Source organism: Actinomadura soli (genome assembly GCF_005889715.1).
Classification (GTDB): domain Bacteria; phylum Actinomycetota; class Actinomycetes; order Streptosporangiales; family Streptosporangiaceae; genus Spirillospora; species Spirillospora soli.
The window spans coordinates 1-16,282 of record NZ_VCKW01000022.1; the positions used below are offsets into that span (position 1 = coordinate 1).

The window sequence follows — 16,282 nt, forward strand, 5'->3', positions numbered from 1 at the left end:
GGATCTCGGCGGTCTTGTCGAACGACGTCGGCGCGGACTGCGGGGCGGGCGCCGGTTTGGACGGCGCGGGCTTGGCGAGACCGGCCAGGCCGCTTTCGGTGCGCTCAGCGCCGGGCTTCGGAGGAGGGGATGCCCCTGCCGCCTTGCTCGCGTCCGGGGACGCGGGTCCCGACGCCGCGGCGCGCGCCGCCAGTGCGGTGTCGGGCATGCAGGCGGTACAGGGGCTGAACCCCTCCTCCTTGGCCTCGGCGTAGGTGAGCTCCTCTGTCTCGCGTCCCGCGAGCTGGCGGCAGGTGTCGAGGTGGTAGCGCTTGCGTCCGCGGACGACGAAGACCAGCGCGTCGCCGGGAACATCGGCCGGCGGGGCGGGAATCGCCACCTCGTCGTCGGCCGGGCTCGCCGCCGGGGGCTTGGCCTCGGGAACGGCCCCCCTGACCGGTGCGGGCGGCATGGGCGGCGCCGCCTTCGCGCGCTTGCCCTGCTTGGCCTGCTTCACCTTCCGGCCCTGGCGGGCGGGCGCCGTCGCGGAGCCCGGTCCGAAGAGCTCCTTACGGCGCAGGAAAACCCCGATGGCCAGGCACAGCGCGGAGACGATGCTGACGGCGATCGAGATGTAGATCACCGTCAGGGCCTCCAGGTTGAAGACCTCGGCGCTGTCCCCGTTGCCGGCGACGATCCCCGCTACCAGCAGGGCGATCGCCACCACCACGAGAACGCCACTCAGGATGATCACAGGGTCACTCCCACTCGTTCAGACCGCTCGTCTTCCCGCCGGCCTCAACCCCGGCCGGACTCCCGCGCCGCCGGGACGGCGGCACTGCCGTCCTCGGCGCGGCGATCGGGAAGACACTATCGCCCGGCGTCCGCGTCAGCGCCTGTCGTGCGGCGGGTTGTCGCCGCCCGAGTGGAACGCGCCGGTCGCGGAGTGCTGCACCTGCTGGGCGTGCTCGGCGGCCGTCGGGAACGGGCCCGCGGGGGCGGAGCCGCCGGGGGTGCCGTTGCGGTTCTCACCGTGCGGGAGGGCGTTCTGCGGGCCGGTCTGGGGGGTGTTCTGCTGCGACTGCGCGGGGGCGGCACCCGGGACGGCGGCGAACGCGCCCGTCTCGGTGCTGCCGGCCTCCAGGTCGCGCAGCTGACCCTCCAGGTAGACCTTCAGGCGGCTGCGGTACTCGCGCTCGAAGGCGCGCAGGTTGTCGACCTCGCGTTCGAGCTCCTCGCGCTGCTGCACGAGCGAGCCCATGACCTGGCGGTGCCGCTCCTGGGCGTCGCGGTCGAGGGCCTCGGCGCGCGAGCGGGCCTCGCTGACGATCTGGTCGGCCTGCCGGCGGGCCTTGCCGAGGATCTCCTCGGCCTCGCGGCGGGCGCGGCCGAGCGTCTCGTCGGCCTCGCGGCGGGCGTCGGCGATCGCCTGGTCGGCGGTCTGCTGCGCGAGCGCGAGCACGCGGGCGGCGGTGTCCATGTTGTCCTCGCCGGTGGGGGCCGCGGACATGCCGAGGCCGCCGAGGACGGGCTCCGGCTCGGGCTGCGGCTGCGGCTCGGGGCGGGGAGGCTCGGGGATCTTCTGAACGTCCGGCTTGGGTTCCACGATGGGGGCGGCCATGGCGGGAACCTTGCCACGCAGGCACTCGGCGAGCTTGGCCCGCAGTTCCTCGTTCTCCTGGATGAGGCGGTCCAGCTCGGCCTCGACCTCGTCGAGGAAGGCGTCCACCTCCTCCTCGTCGTACCCCGGCCTCAGCCTGGTGGTACTGAACTGCTTGTTCCGCACGTCGGCGGGTGTCAGCGGCATGTTCGTCTCCTTGGCGCGCTTGGAGTCTGTCCAAAAGGACGGTATCCGATCAGAGCCTCTGCACGAAGATGATCAAGACCCAGACCACAAGGATGAGCACGGTGAAGCTGAGGTCCAGCGCCACGTTACCCAGTCGTATGGGCGGGATGAAGCGCCTCAGGAATTTCAGTGGCGGATCGGTGACGGTGTACGTCGCCTCTGCGATCACCAGAACCACCCCGGTCGGCTTCCACTGCCGGGCGAACGACTGCAGGACCTCCAGGATCAACCTCCCGATCAGGAACAGGAGGAAGAAGTACAGGACGACCTGCAGCACGGTTCCGACGACGCTCACGGGTACTCTCGCATCCGACTCTCACGCATGTGACTCTCAGCTCTGGTTGAAGAACCCTCGTTCTGCCATCCGGGCCTTGTCCTCGGCCGTCACCTCCACGTTGGCGGGCGACAGCAGGAACACCTTGTTCGTAACACGCTCGATGCTCCCATGGAGGCCGAACACCAGACCTGCCGCGAAGTCGACCAGACGCTTTGCGTCGCTGTCGACCATCTCGGTCAGGTTCATGATGACCGGTGTGCCCTCCCGGAAGTGCTCCCCGATGGTCCTTGCCTCGTTGTAGGTCCTTGGGTGCAGCGTAGTGATACGCGCAAGGTCGGTGGTACCGGACTCGTAGAGCGCCACGGAGCGTCGCTCGATGGTGGACGTGGCGTGATGGTCGCGTTCCCGGTCCGCGCCGTCCTCGGCTCGGGTAAGCTGTCCGCCGGATTCGTCCTCGCGACGACGGCCCTGCCCGGTGTCGGTGTCCTCGTCGTAGGCGTCGTACTCGTCGTACTCGCCGTACTTGTCGTCGTAGCGATCGTCCTCCACAAGGCCGAGGTAGACCGCCATCTTGCGCATCGCGCTGGCCATATGCCCCTCCGTGTCCTGTGGGCGGCTCCGGGCGCGTCCGGCGCCGCAGTGGACTGATCCTTCGTGGCAGCCCGCGTTGCGGCGGGCACCACTGGGGGGACATTACCTGACGATTGCCCGTCGGCCGCCGAGCAACGCCGTACCGACCCGCAGGTGTGTCGCGCCGCACGCGATCGCCTGTTCCAGATCGCCGCTCATACCCGCAGAGACGATCCGGGCGTCCGGATGGTTCCCTCGCAGTTCCGCCGCGATTCCGGCAAGCCGGGTGAAAGCGGGCGCAGGGTCGGCGCCGAGCGGCGCGACGGCCATCACGCCGCCGAGCTCCAGCCCGGAGGCCGCGGCGATCTCGTCGGCGATGCGCGGCACGTCGCGCGGGGACGCGCCGCCCCGCCCCTCCGCCTCGTCCAGCGAGACCTGGACGAGGCAGCGCAGCGTGCGCTCCGCGCGGACGGCGGCGTCCGACAGCGCCGACACCAGCCTGGGCCGGTCCACCGAGTGGACGACCCCGGCGTAGCCCGCGACGGCCCGCGCCTTGTTGGTCTGCAGGCGTCCGACGAAATGCCAGGTGAGCGGGAGGTCGGCGCAGTCGGCGGCCTTCGGGCGGGCCTCCTGGTCGCGGTTCTCGCCGACGTCGGTGAGGCCGAGCCCGGCCAGCAGCCGCACGTCGGACGCGGGGAACGTCTTCGTCACGGCGATCAGGGTGAGCTCGCCTTCATCCCGTCCGGCGGCGGCGCAGGCGGCGGCGATGCGGGCGCGGACGGCGGCGATGCCCTCGGCGATCTCGGCGCGCCTCCCGGCCGCCGGGTGCTCCTCGCGGGTCACGCGTCTTCCTTGAGCCAGACGTATCCGGCGAACCGGCCGGTGCGGCCGTCGCGGCGGTAGGAGAAGAGGCCCGGGTCCTCGATGGTGCAGCGCGGGTCAATCTGCACGCCGGTGACACCGCCCCCGGCGAGCTGCTCGGCGATGCCCGCGCGGATGTCGAGGCCGGGCGTGCCCTTGGACGTCGTCGCGTACGCGGCGGGAACGGCGGCGGCGACCTCGTCCCGCATCTCCGCCGGGACCTCGTAGCAGCGGCCGCACGCGGCGGGGCCGATCGCGGCGGTCATCCGCGCCGGGTCGGCGCCGCGCTCGCACATCGACTTCAGCAGGGCCGGGACGACCCCGGCGGCGGTGCCGGGCCGGCCGGAGTGGGCGGCGCCGACGATCCCGGCGGCGGGGTCGGCGAGCAGGACGGGCGCGCAGTCGGCGACGAGGACGCCGAGGGCGAGGCCGGGGACGGTCGTGACGATCGCGTCGACCGGGCCGGGGAGGTCGGGGGTCGTGACGAACGCGACGTCGGCGCCGTGCACCTGCCGCATCCAGACGGTGCGCGCGGGGTCGAGGCCGAGTGCGGCGGCGGCGCGGCGCCGGTTGTCCAGGACGGCGGCGGGGTCGTCGCCGACCGCGCCGCCCAGGTTGAGGGAGTCGAGGGGGGCGGTGCTCACGCCGCCGGCGCGGCCGGTGAAGGCGGCGCCGACGCCGTCGCCCAGGGCGACGGCGGTGATCACTTCAGGAAGTCGGGGACGTCGAGGTCGTCGTCCTCGTCGAACACCACGGGGCGGCGGCGCTGCCCGGACGCGGCGGCGCTGCCGCCGTCGGTCTCGCCCGCGTGGACGCGCGACGGGGTCTGCTCGGACGCCGCGCGCGGCGCGGGTGTGCGCGAACCGCTGGAGTCGGTGCCGGAGGCGCCGGGATCACGGTCGGCGGACGGCCCGGTCTGCGTGGACGGCGTGTGCTCCTGGCGCGCGGGCTCGTCGCGCCCGGCGGACCGGTCGTCCTGTGCGGGCGCCTGCTGTGCCTGCGCGGGCGCCTGCGAACGGTCGTGCTCGGGCCGCTGCGGCGGCGCCTGGGCGGAGGGCTGCGGCGCCGCGGCGGCCTGCGCCACCGACTGCTGCGGACGCGGCGCGGGCTGGTGCGCGGCGTCGGACCGGCCGACGCGGCTCGGGATCGGGTTGGCCTGCGGCGCGGTCGGCGTGGCCGGGGTGGACACGGGCGTCGGCGCCGGACGCGGCGGCGGGGGCAGCCGCTTGGTCTCCGGCTCCGTGCTCGGCTTGGCGGGGCGTCCCTCGTCGAACCCGGCCGCGATCACCGTGACCCGGACCTCGTCGCCGAGGGCGTCGTCGATGACCGCGCCGAAGATGATGTTGGCGTCGGTCGCGGCGGCGTTGGACACCAGCTGCGCCGCCTCGTTGATCTCGAACAGGCCGAGGTCGGAGCCGCCGGAGATGGACAGCAGCACGCCGTGGGCGCCGTCGATGCTGGCCTCCAGCAACGGGCTGGAGATCGCCATCTCGGCCGCGGCGACCGAGCGGTCGTCGCCGCGCGCCGAGCCGATGCCCATCAGCGCCGATCCGGCGCCGGACATGACGGACTTGACGTCGGCGAAGTCGAGGTTGATGAGGCCCGGCGTGGTGATCAGGTCGGTGATGCCCTGGACACCGGACAGGAGCACCTGGTCGGCGGCCTTGAACGCGTCCAGCACGCTGACCTGCCGGTCGGAGATGGACAGCAGCCGGTCGTTCGGGATGACGATGAGGGTGTCGACCTCGTCGCGCAGCGTCTCGATGCCGGCCTCGGCCTGCATGGCGCGGCGCTTGCCCTCGAAGCTGAACGGGCGGGTGACCACCCCGATCGTCAGGGCGCCGAGCGAGCGCGCGATGTTGGCGACCACGGGCGCGCCGCCGGTGCCGGTGCCGCCGCCCTCCCCGGCGGTGACGAACACCATGTCGGCGCCCTTGAGGACCTCTTCGATCTCCTCGCGGTGGTCTTCGGCGGCCTTGCGGCCGACGTCGGGGTTGGCGCCGGCGCCGAGGCCCCGGGTGAGCTCGCGGCCCACGTCCAGTTTCACGTCGGCGTCACTCATCAGCAGCGCCTGGGCGTCCGTGTTGATCGCGATGAACTCGACGCCCTTGAGTCCCTCTTCGATCATCCGGTTGACGGCGTTGACGCCGCCGCCGCCGATGCCGACGACCTTGATGACCGCGAGGTAGTTCTGCGGTGCTGCCACGACGAGGGGCCTTTCCGCTCTCTCCGACCGCCCTGACCGGTCTGCCGACCGTGCCGCCGCGGTATTTCCTGATCCTTTGGTGCACTTCTGGGCCGGGCACCGGGCGCAATCCGGTCGCGACGACCGGTCCACCCGAACCCTCACCCTCAACTTGAGGCTTACACTTATGTCAACCTGAGGACTGATACGGACAGTAGGGCGGCCTTACCGCCAGGGTCAACTAACCTCCCGGCGTGTCGCACTGGGCACGCGTTTGTCCAGGTTGACGAAGGACATCTGCCTCTGTTCAGGCCCATCGGGAGTCCCATCGGTCGGTGCCCGCCGACCCGGTCCGTCCGGGACGACCGTTCCAGCGTGCCCCATCGGACGGCGGGAATCGCCGCGACACACGCACCGGACCCGAACGGCCGCTCACATCGTCCGGATCCCGGGTCACTTCGTCTTGAGGATCTCGGGCGAGCTGACGTCGACGGTGCGGACGGAGCGTCCCGCCGCCGTGCGCCACAGCGCGTCCAGAAGCCGGAGCTTCTCTTCTGCCCGTTCTGCCGCGCCCCACTCCACCGATTGCCCGCCGCTCATGTGGAGCGTGACCGCGTCGGGCTCGGTGGCCGCGACCTCGGTCAGCTTCCCGCGCACGCGGTCCGGCAGGTCGGACAGGACGGCGAGCGCCGCGAGGGTCGCCTTGTCGGACGGCCCCGGCGAGGCGACCGTCAGCGTCGGGAGCCCGGACGGGCGGGAGACTCCGTCCGCCACGACGACGCCGTGCCGGTCGATCCGGTGGAAACGCCCGCCGCGCTCGAAGACGGCCATGGGCACCCGTTCGCGGACGACGATGCGGACCGTGCCCGGCCAGTGCCGCTCGACGTCGGCGGACTCGACCTCCCTGAGCCGTTCGACCCGGTCCCCGATCGCGCCGGTGCCGAGCCGCGCCATCGGCGTGCCGAGATCGATCCCGGCGGCCGCGACGACACGCTCGCTGGGCGCCAGGCCGGTGCCCGTCACCTCGACGTGCCGCACGACCAGCAGCCGCGAGCCGAGCAGCACCCAGGTCACCGCGCCGAGCGCGCCGAGCACCAGCAGGGTGACGAAGACCGCCTTCCACCGGTTCGGCCGGGCGCGCTGATCCGCCGCCGGGTCCGCGTCCGCCGTCGCGGGCCGTCTCGCCCCCGTCTCGGTCATGGCCTCAGCTTGGCAGTGATCCGCCCGTCCGCCGCCGATCCCGCGCACGGCGGCGTGTCACCGCGGCCCGTCCGCTAGCGCGCGAGGCGTTCCAGGACGAGCGGGCCGAGCTGCGTCACGTCCCCGGCGCCGAGGGTGATGACGACGTCGCCGGGCCGGGCGAGGGACGCCGCGACGCCGGGCACCTCGTCCCGGACGGGCGCGTACACCGACCGGGTCCCGGCCGGGACGGCGTCGGCGACCAGCGCGCCCGTCACACCGGGCTCCGGGTCTTCGCGCGCGCCGTAGACGTCGAGGACGACGGCGACGTCGGCGAGGCCGAGCGCCGCGCCGAACTCGGTGGCGAAGAACCGGGTGCGGCTGTACAGGTGCGGCTGGAACACCGCGACGATCCGCCCGCCCTCGCCCTTCTGGCCGAGGTAGTCGCGGGTGGCCTCCAGGTCGGCGGTCAGCTCCGTCGGGTGGTGGGCGTAGCTGTCGAACACCTCGACGCCGCCCGCCTCGCCCTTGCGCTCGAGCCGCCGCATCGACCCGGTGAACGACGCGAGCCCCTCGCGCACCACGTCGAAGCCGTGGCCGAGGAGCCGCGCGACCGCGATGGCCGCGGTGGCGTTGTGCGCGTAGTGCCGTCCGGGCACCTCAAGGCGCACCTCGCCGAGCCCCTCGATCTCGAAGGTGGAGCCGAGGCCCCGGGGGGTGAAGCCGGTGATGCGCAGGTCGGCGTCGACGGCCTGGCCGTAGGTGACCACGTTCAGGCCGCGCTCGCGGGCGGCGGCGGCCAGCTCGCGGGCGACGGGGTCGTCGGTGCCGGCGACCAGCGCCCCGTCCGGCACGATGCGTCCGGCGAACGCGGCGAAGTTCTCCTTGACCTTCTCGAACGCGCCGTAGTTGTCGAGGTGGTCGGCCTCCACATTGGTCACGACCGCGATGTGCGGGGTGTAGCGCAGGAAGGAGCCGTCGCTCTCGTCGGCCTCCGCGACGAAGACGTCGCCGGTGCCCTCGTCGGCGCCGAGACCGGTGGTGACGAGCTGCCCGCCGATGCAGTAGGACGGGTCGGCGCCCGCGTGCTGCAGCGCGACGGTGAGCATCGAGGTCGTCGTCGTCTTGCCGTGGGTGCCCGCCACCGCGACCGCGCGCCGTCCGGTCATCAGCGCGGCCAGCGCCTCCGACCGGTGCAGGACGCGCAGGCCCCGCTCGCGGGCGGCGGCCAGCTCCGGGTTGGTCTCGCGGATCGCGGTGGAGATCACCACGGTGTCGGCGTCGCCGACGTGCGCGGCGTCGTGCCCGACGAAGACCTTCGCGCCGAGGTCGCCGAGCTGGGTGAGCAGCTCGGAGTCGCGCGCGTCGCTGCCGGACACGGCGAGGCCGCGCCGCAGCATGATGCGGGCGATGCCGGACATCCCCGCGCCCCCGATCGCGATGAAGTGGACCCGGCCGAGGTCGCCGGCGGGCACGTCGCCGCGAGGATCGATCGGGCTCATCGGCCGGCGCCCGCCGAGTGGACGACGTCGTACACCATCTTCGCGAGCGCGACGTCGGCGTCCCGGCGTCCCATCTTCCCGGCGGCCTCCGACATGTGCGCGACGCGGGCCGGGTCGGCCAGCACCGGCAGCAGGTGCCGCGCGATCCAGTCGGGCGACAGCTCGGCGTTGTCGACGAGCAGCCCGCCGCCCGCCGCGACGATCGGCTCGGCGTTCAGCCGCTGCTCGCCGTTGCCGATCGGCAGCGGCACGTACACCGCGGGCAGCGCGACCGCGGCCAGCTCCGCGCACGTCATCGCGCCGGCGCGGCACATGGCCATGTCGGCGGCGGCGTAGGCGAGGTCCATCCGGTCGCAGTAGGGGATCGTGACGTACTGCGGGCCGCCGGACGAGGGCTCGGGCTCCTCGGTGTTCTTCGGCCCGACGATGTGCAGCACCTGGATGCCCGCCTGCCGGAAGTACGGCGCGGCGGCGACGGCGGCCTGGTTGAGCGACCGGGCACCCTGCGACCCGCCGAAGATCAGCAGGGTGGGCAGGTCGGGCAGGAGGCCGAAGTAGGAGCGGGCCTTGTCGCCGGTCGCGAGCCGGTCGAGCGTGGCGATCTCGCGGCGCAGCGGGATGCCGACGAACGTCGGGTTCGGCAGCGGCGAGTCGGCGTGCGAGACGGCGACGTGCTCGGTGAAGCGGGCGCCGAGCTTGTTGGCGAGGCCGGGCTTGGGGTTGGCCTCGTGGACGATGATCGGGACCTTGCGCTTGCGCGCGGCCAGGTAGCCGGGGGTCGCGACGTAGCCGCCGAACCCGACCAGGATGTCGGCCTGCGCCTGGTCGAGGACGGCCGCCGCCGCGTTGATCGCGCCGCGCAGCCGGCCGGGGACCGTCAGCAGCCGCGGGGTCAGCGTGCGGGGCAGCGGCACCGGGGGGATCAGGGCGAGCTCGTAGCCCCGCTGCGGAACGAGCCGGGTCTCCAGACCCCGCTCGGTCCCGAGGCAGACGATCCCGACGTTCGGGTCGCCCCGGCGCAGCGCGTCCGCGAGAGCCAGGGCGGGCTCGATGTGTCCGGCGGTGCCGCCGCCGGCCAGGACAACCCTCATGCTCGTTGACAACTCCTCAGCATGTTCGGAAGGGGGAATTCAACGCCGTGCCAGACCCAGCCAGCTTAGAGCCCTCACGACCGGTCCGGGGCCCCGTGCGGAGAGTGCTTGCCGCGCACCGGGCTCGCGTTTGGCGAAGGCGAGCAGCATCCCGAGCGCGAACAGGCTCGGGATGAGCGCCGAACCGCCGTAGGAGACCAGCGGCAGCGGGATCCCGGTGATGGGCAGGACGCCGATGACGGCGCCGATGTTCACGATGGCCTGCACGACGAGCCACGCCGTGGCCCCGGCGGCGGCGAGCCGGGTGAACGGGTCGTTCACCCGCCGGGCGATCCGCAGGCCCGCGTAGGCGAGCAGGCCGAACAGCCCGAGGACGACGAGGGTGCCGACGAGCCCGAACTCCTCCCCCACGATCGCGAAGATGAAGTCGGTCTCGGCGTGGGGCAGGTAGTCCCATTTGGCGCGGCCCTCGCCGAGGCCCGTGCCGAACAGGCCGCCGGACGCGACCGCGAACAGCCCCTGCGTGCCCTGGTAGTTGGTCGTCAGCTGGTTCCCGGACGGGTCGAGGAACCCGGTGAGGCGCTGCATCCGGTACGGCTCGACGACGATGAGGATCGACACCAGCAGGCACACGAGCCCGGCGATGCCGACGAACAGCCGCCCGGGGGCGCCGACGACCCACAGCAGCGCCAGGAAGATGGTGAGGAGCACCAGCGTGGTACCGAGGTCGCTGCCCAGCATGACCAGCAGGACGAGGAGCCCGGCGCCCGGCATCAGCGGGACGAGCAGCGGCCGCCACTCGGTGAGCTGGCCGAGCCGGTCCTTGCGGGCCAGCAGGTCGGCGCCCCACAGCACGAGCGCGAGCTTGGCGAGCTCGGACGGCTGGATCTGCAGCGGCCCGAGGGCGACCCAGCGGGTGGCGCCGCCCGCGCTGCGTCCGAGCCCCGGGACCAGGACCATCGCCAGCGCGACGACCGACAGCAGCAGCAGCGGGTAGGCGAGCGCCCGGAACGTCTTCACCGGCAGGCGGGACGCCAGCCACATGCCGGGCAGCCCGATCGCCATCCACATGGCCTGCTTCTGGAACAGCGTGTAGGCGGACCCGGTCGCCTGGAGCTGCTTGACGCTGGACGCCGACAGCACCATCGTCAGCCCGAGCGCGAGCAGCATCACCGAGCAGCCCAGCACCAGGTAGTAGGAGGTGAGGGGACGGTCGAGCAGCCCGACGGCGGCGACCACCTGCTCCCGCGGCCCCGAACGCCGCCCGCCCTCCTCCTCGGCCGCGGCGGTCACGGCTACCCGGCGTTCCCGGCGGCGCCCTCGCCGCCGGGGTGCCCGGCGGCGAGGCGCTCGACGGCGGCGATGAAGGCGTCGCCGCGGGCCGGGTAGTTGGCGAACATGTCGAAGGACGCCCCGACGGGGGCGAGCAGCACGGTGTCCCCGGGGCGGGCGAGGGAGGCGGCTTCGTTGACGACGCGGTCCATCGCCCCAGTGTCGGTGTCGGGGACGTCCACGACCGGGACATCCGGGGCGTGTCGCGCGAGAGCCTCGGCGATCCGGTGCCGGTCGCGGCCGATCAGCACGGCGCCGCGCAGCCTGCCGGCGCACGACCGGACCAGGTCGTCGACGTCGAGGCCCTTGAGGAGGCCGCCCGCGATCCACACGACGGGCTGGTAGGCGGTGAGCGACGCGGCGGCGGCGTGCGGCTGGGTCGCCTTGGAGTCGTTGACGTAGGTGACGCCGGCGACGTCCGCGACGTGCTGGATGCGGTGCGGCTCGGGCACGAACGCGCGCAGCCCGTCCCGGACGGCCTCGGGCGGCGCCCCGTACGCGCGGGCGAGCCCGGCGGCGGCCAGCGCGTTGGCGACGTTGTGCGGCGCGAACGGGTGGACGTCACCGATCGCGGCCAGCTCCGCCGCCTGGCTCGCGTGCTCGGTGAAGGCGCGGTCGACCAGCAGTTCCTCGACGACGCCGAGCTCGCCGGGACGCGGCACCCGGAGCGTGAACCCGACCCGCCGCTGCACGCCCTCGGCGCGTTCGGCGAGGGCGGTGGACGTCTCGTCGTCGGCGTTGTGGACCGCGACGCACCCCGGCGTGAAGATCTTGGCCTTGGCGGCGATGTAGGCGTCCATGGAGCCGTGCCAGTCGAGATGGTCGGGCGCGACGTTCAGCACCGCCGCCGCGTAGGGCGCGAGGGAACTCGACCAGTGGAGCTGATAGCTCGACAGCTCCACGGCGAGGACGTCGTACGGCTCCGACACGGCCTCCACGATCGGTGTCCCCACGTTCCCCACCGCGAGGGCCTTGTGTCCGGCGGCGGTGAGCATGCACGTCAGCATCCGGACGACGGTGGTCTTGCCGTCCGTCCCGGTGATGGCCAGCCACGGCGCGGCGTTCTCCGGCCGGAGCCGCCACGCCAGCTCGACCTCGCCGATGATCTCGATGCCGGACGCGGCGGCCGCGGCGAGCAGCGGCACGTCCGGGCGCCAGCCCGGCGAGGTCACCACGAGGTCGGTCCCGGCCGGCAGGGCCTCGCCGTCGCCGAGCCTGACCTCGACCCCGCGCGCCTCCAGCTCGGCGGCGTGCGCGCGCTGCTCCTCGCCGTCGCGGGCGTCCACGACGGTGACACGGGCGCCGTGGGAGGCGAGCACGCGAGCGGCGGCACGCCCCGACACGCCCAACCCGGCGACACAAACGCTCCGCCCGCCCCAGGGACGGTCGCCCCCCCGGTTCGCTCCGCTCATTCCTTGGGCATCCATTCCAGATAGAACAGGCCGATCCCGATCGCGACGAAGAGCGCCGACATCAGCCAGAAGCGCACGACGATCGTCGTCTCAGCCCAGCCGGACAGCTCGAAGTGGTGCTGCAGCGGGGCCATCTTGAACACGCGCTTCTTGGTCATCTTGAACCCGCCGACCTGGATGATCACCGACAGCGTGATCATCACGATCAGGCCGCAGAGGATGGCGAGCAGGAACTGGGTGCGGGTGAGGATCGCGAGGCCGACCAGGACGCCGCCGAGGGCCAGCGAGCCGGTGTCGCCCATGAAGATCTTCGCGGGCGGCGCGTTCCACCACAGGAAGCCGAACACGCCGCCGAGCACGGCCGCGGCGACGACCGCGAGGTCGAGGGGGTCGCGGACGCTGTAGCAGTTGGGGGCGAGGGCGAAGTCGGTGCAGCTGTTGCGGAGCTGCCAGTTCCCGATGATGACGTAGGCGGCCAGCACCATCCCGGCCGGGCCCGCCGCGAGGCCGTCGAGGCCGTCGGTCAGGTTGACGCCGTTGGACATGGCCGCGATGAGCAGCAGCGCCCACACCACGAACAGGTACGGGCCGATCGACGGGCCGAAGTCGCGCAGGAAGGACAGGTGGGGGGCGGCGGGGGTGATGTCGTAGCCGTTCGGGAAGTTGAGGGACCCGACCGCGAACACGACGCCGACCAGCACGATGCCGATCATCTTGGCGCCGCTGCGCAGGCCGAGGCTGCGCTGCTTGAAGACCTTGATGTAGTCGTCCACGAAACCGACGGCGCCGAGGCCGGCCATCAGGAACAGCACGAGGATGCCGGAGATCGTCGGCTCGGTGCCGGTGACCAGGTGCGCGGCGGCGTAGCCGACGAGCGAGCCGACGATGAAGACCGTCCCGCCCATCTGGGGGGTGCCGCGCTTGCTGGCGTGCGCCTCCGGGCCGTCGTCCCGGATCATCTGGCCGTAGCCGAGCCGGTTCATGATCCGGATCCACACGGGCGTGCCGACCATCACGAAGATCAGCGCGACCCCGGCCGCGATGATGATGTTGGTCATCGGCCGTCCTCCGCCAGGACCGCCGTGGCGACCCGTTCGAGCCCGGCGACGCGAGAGCCCTTCACCAGCACGACGTCCCGCGGCCCGAGCCGCCCCGTGAGCACGGCCACCGCCGCGCCGACGTCATCCACCTGCACGCACTCTCCCGTCCATGACCTCACCTGACGTGCCCCGTCCGCGATCGCCGCCGCGTTCGCGCCGACGACGACGAGGCCGGCGACCCCGCGCCGCGCGGCATGCTCCCCGATCTTGGCATGTTCCGCGGCGGACGATGCGCCGAGTTCGGCCATTTCACCCAGCACCGCGAACGCGCGGCGGCCGCGGGCCATGTGCGCGAGGACGTCGAGCGCGGCGCGCGTCGAGTCGGGGTTGGCGTTGTAGGCGTCGTTGACCACGGTCACGCCGTCGGCCCGCTCGGTGACCTCCATCCGCCACCGGCTGACCGGCCCGGCCTGCGAGAGGCCCTCGGCGATGTCGGCGGGCGCCAGCCCGGCCGCCCGCACCGCCGCCGCGGCGGCCAGCGCGTTCGGGACGGCATGCGAGCCGAAGAGCCGCAGCGCGACCGGCGCGGACCCCTCCGGCGTGACGAGCGTGAACCGTGCCCGGCCCTGCTCGTCGAGCGTCTCGTCCTCGGCGCGGACGACGGCGTCCGATGACCGGCCGAACGTCACGACCTCGCCCCGCGTGCGGGACGCCATCGCGGCGACCAGCGGGTCGTCGGCGTTGAGGACGGCGGTCCCGCCCGGCGGCACCGCCTCCACGATCTCGCCCTTGGCCAGCGCGATGTTCTCCCGGCCGCCGAACTCCCCGACGTGCGCGGTGCCGACGTTCAGCACCACCCCGACGTCCGGACGGGCGATGCCGGTCAGGTAGGAGATGTGGCCGATCCCGCGCGCGCCCATCTCCAGGACGAGGTGCCGTGTCGCATCGTCGGCGCGCAGCACGGTGAGCGGCAGCCCGAGCTCGTTGTTGAACGACCCGGGCGGGAACACGGTCGGGCCTGCGCGGCCCGCGACCTGCCCGATGAGGTCCTTGGTGGACGTCTTGCCCGCCGAGCCGGTCACCGCGATGACGGTCGCGCCGGGCAGCCGCTCCAGCACTCCCCTGGCGAGCCGTCCGAGCGCGTCCTGGACGTCGGCGGCGACGACGCACGGCCCGCCCACCGGACGCTGCGCCAGCACGGCGGCGGCCCCGTCGGCGAACGCCCCGGACGCGAAGTCGTGCCCGTCCGCGCGCTCGCCCTTGAGCGCCACGAACAGCGCCCCCGGCTCCACGGCACGCGAGTCGATCACCACGTGACCGCTCACCATGACGTCCGGAGGCCCGTGGAGGGTGCCTCCCGTGATCTCCGCGATCGTCGACAGCGGAAGTGGGATCACGCCTGCGCCCCGTCCCCTCTTGTCACCTTCGTATGGCGCCGGAGCGCCTCCCGGACGACCTCCCGGTCGTCGAACGGGTGCACCGTTCCCGCCACGTTCTGCCCCTGCTCGTGGCCCTTGCCCGCGATGACGAGGACGTCGCCGCGGCGGGCCCGGGCCACGGCCAGCGCGATCGCGGCGGCGCGGTCCGGCTCCACCACGATGTGCGCCCGCTCGGGCTGCGGCACCTTGAGCCCGCCCTCGACCATAGCGGCGAGGATCGCGAGCGGATCCTCCGACCTCGGGTTGTCGTCGGTGAAGATCGCCGTGTCGGCCAGCCGGGCGGCGGCCTCCCCCATCAGCGGGCGCTTGCCGCGGTCGCGGTCGCCGCCGCAGCCGATCACCACCGTGAGGTCGCCCTCGGTGACGGGACGCAGCGCGGTCAGGACGGCCTCGACCGCGCCCGGTTTGTGGGAGTAGTCGACGAGGGTGACGAACTCCTGGCCCTCGTCCACCCGCTCCAGGCGTCCGGGGACGCCGGACAGGGACGCGACCCCGCGCACCGCCGCCTGCAGCGGGATGCCCGCCTCGACCAGCGCGACGACCGCGGCGAGCGCGTTCGCGACGTTGAACGGCCCGGCCAGCCGGACCTCGCCGTCGGCCTCGATGCCGCCGGGCCCGACGACGCGGAACACGCTGCCGTCCGCGCCGACGCGCACGTTCTCGGCCCGCCAGTCGGCCGCCGGGTCGCCGGACGCCGAGAACGTCGTCACCGGCACCGTGGCGATCTCCAGCAGCTCGCGGCCGTGGTGGTCGTCCAGGTTGACGACGCCGACGCGCGAGTACTCGGGCGTGAACAGCCGGGCCTTGGTGAAGAAGTAGTCCTGCATGGACGGGTGGTAGTCCAGGTGGTCCTGGGACAGGTTCGTGAACACCGCGACCTCGTAGGTCATGCCGCCGACCCGGCCCTGCTTCAGCGCGTGGCTGGACACCTCCATCGCGGCGGCGCCGACGCCGCGCTCGCGCATCATCGCCATCAGCGCGTGCAGGTCGGTCGACTCCGGGGTGGTCAGCGCGCTCGGCACCCGGTCGCCGCCGACCCGGATCTCGACCCCGCCGACCAGGCCGGTCTCGATCCCGGCGGCGCGCAGGCCCGCGTCCAGCAGGAAGACGGTGGTGGTCTTGCCGCTCGTCCCGGTGACGCCGATCGTCGTGATGTCGCGTCCCGGCTCCCCGTACACCCAGGCCGCGGCGTCGCCCAGCCGCGCGCGCACGTCCGCCACCACCAGCACCGGCAGGCCCGTCGCCGCCGCCTGGTCGTAGCCGTCGGGGTCGGTGAGGATCGCCGCCGCACCCGCTTCCGCCGCCTGCGCGGAGAACTGCGCGCCGTGGGCGCGCGCGCCCGGCAGGGCCGCGTAGACGTCGCCGGGCAGCACCGCCCGCGAATCGTGCGTGATGCCCGTCGCCGACACCTGGTCCCAGCCGCCGCGCTCGATCCCGAGAAGCGCCGCGAGCCCGTTCAGCGGACGGGCCGGATTGGTGGTGGGACGCATGACGTTTCTTTCGGTGCGGGCGTTTCTTTCGGTACGGACAGTGCGGGACTGCTGGTGCACGGGTCGTGGTGGACTCACA

At 73.2% G+C, this 16,282-nt stretch carries 14 protein-coding genes and 1 pseudogene; all 15 read right to left on the minus strand.

Going from position 1 to position 16,282, the window contains the following annotated elements; translation table 11 throughout:
- Window positions 1-733: pseudogene (locus ETD83_RS06425) on the minus strand (hypothetical protein); the annotation flags it as partial.
- 135 nt (window positions 734-868) lie between these two features.
- Entirely contained in the window at window positions 869-1,786 is a 918-nt protein-coding gene (locus tag ETD83_RS06430; RefSeq protein ID WP_138644127.1) for a DivIVA domain-containing protein, read from the minus strand.
- Window positions 1,787-1,835: 49 nt separating this feature from the next.
- Complete coding sequence (locus ETD83_RS06435; protein ID WP_131963305.1) at window positions 1,836-2,120, minus strand: YggT family protein; 285 nt, start codon at window positions 2,118-2,120, stop codon at window positions 1,836-1,838.
- 36 nt (window positions 2,121-2,156) lie between these two features.
- Complete coding sequence (locus ETD83_RS06440; RefSeq protein WP_138644128.1) at window positions 2,157-2,693, minus strand: cell division protein SepF; 537 nt, start codon at window positions 2,691-2,693, stop codon at window positions 2,157-2,159.
- A 102-nt stretch (window positions 2,694-2,795) separates the two neighbouring features.
- Window positions 2,796-3,515, minus strand: coding sequence for a YggS family pyridoxal phosphate-dependent enzyme (locus tag ETD83_RS06445; RefSeq protein WP_205717519.1), 720 nt, complete (start codon window positions 3,513-3,515; stop codon window positions 2,796-2,798).
- On the minus strand, window positions 3,512-4,240 hold the full coding sequence (gene pgeF / locus ETD83_RS06450; protein ID WP_138644129.1) for a peptidoglycan editing factor PgeF: 729 nt from the start codon (window positions 4,238-4,240) through the stop codon (window positions 3,512-3,514). The genes ETD83_RS06445 and pgeF overlap by 4 nt, the downstream gene beginning before the upstream one ends.
- Window positions 4,237-5,739 carry a cell division protein FtsZ gene (ftsZ, locus tag ETD83_RS06455; RefSeq protein ID WP_138644130.1) on the minus strand — a complete coding sequence of 501 codons (1,503 nt, stop codon included), beginning with the start codon at window positions 5,737-5,739 and terminating at the stop codon, window positions 4,237-4,239. The genes pgeF and ftsZ overlap by 4 nt, the downstream gene beginning before the upstream one ends.
- 432 nt (window positions 5,740-6,171) lie before the next feature.
- Window positions 6,172-6,918, minus strand: a complete 747-nt coding sequence (locus tag ETD83_RS06460; RefSeq protein ID WP_138644131.1) for a cell division protein FtsQ/DivIB — start codon at window positions 6,916-6,918, stop codon at window positions 6,172-6,174.
- Window positions 6,919-6,992: 74 nt separating this feature from the next.
- Window positions 6,993-8,399, minus strand: a complete 1,407-nt coding sequence (murC, locus tag ETD83_RS06465) for a UDP-N-acetylmuramate--L-alanine ligase (protein ID WP_138644132.1) — start codon at window positions 8,397-8,399, stop codon at window positions 6,993-6,995.
- Window positions 8,396-9,490 carry an undecaprenyldiphospho-muramoylpentapeptide beta-N-acetylglucosaminyltransferase gene (gene murG, locus ETD83_RS06470; RefSeq protein WP_138644133.1) on the minus strand — a complete coding sequence of 365 codons (1,095 nt, stop codon included), beginning with the start codon at window positions 9,488-9,490 and terminating at the stop codon, window positions 8,396-8,398. Before murG ends, murC begins: the two co-directional genes overlap by 4 nt.
- Window positions 9,491-9,529: 39 nt before the next feature.
- Window positions 9,530-10,783: a putative lipid II flippase FtsW gene (gene ftsW, locus ETD83_RS06475; RefSeq protein WP_138644134.1), complete on the minus strand. Its 1,254-nt coding sequence runs from the start codon at window positions 10,781-10,783 to the stop codon at window positions 9,530-9,532.
- A 2-nt stretch (window positions 10,784-10,785) separates the two neighbouring features.
- Entirely contained in the window at window positions 10,786-12,234 is a 1,449-nt protein-coding gene (murD, locus tag ETD83_RS06480; protein ID WP_138644135.1) for a UDP-N-acetylmuramoyl-L-alanine--D-glutamate ligase, read from the minus strand.
- A complete protein-coding gene (gene mraY / locus ETD83_RS06485; RefSeq protein WP_138644136.1) occupies window positions 12,231-13,292 on the minus strand; it encodes a phospho-N-acetylmuramoyl-pentapeptide-transferase in 1,062 nt (353 codons plus the stop codon). The genes murD and mraY overlap by 4 nt, the downstream gene beginning before the upstream one ends.
- Window positions 13,289-14,671, minus strand: a complete 1,383-nt coding sequence (locus ETD83_RS06490; protein WP_138644137.1) for a UDP-N-acetylmuramoyl-tripeptide--D-alanyl-D-alanine ligase — start codon at window positions 14,669-14,671, stop codon at window positions 13,289-13,291. The genes mraY and ETD83_RS06490 overlap by 4 nt, the downstream gene beginning before the upstream one ends.
- Entirely contained in the window at window positions 14,668-16,203 is a 1,536-nt protein-coding gene (locus tag ETD83_RS06495; protein WP_138644138.1) for a UDP-N-acetylmuramoyl-L-alanyl-D-glutamate--2,6-diaminopimelate ligase, read from the minus strand. Before ETD83_RS06495 ends, ETD83_RS06490 begins: the two co-directional genes overlap by 4 nt.
- Window positions 16,204-16,282: the final 79 nt, after the last annotated feature.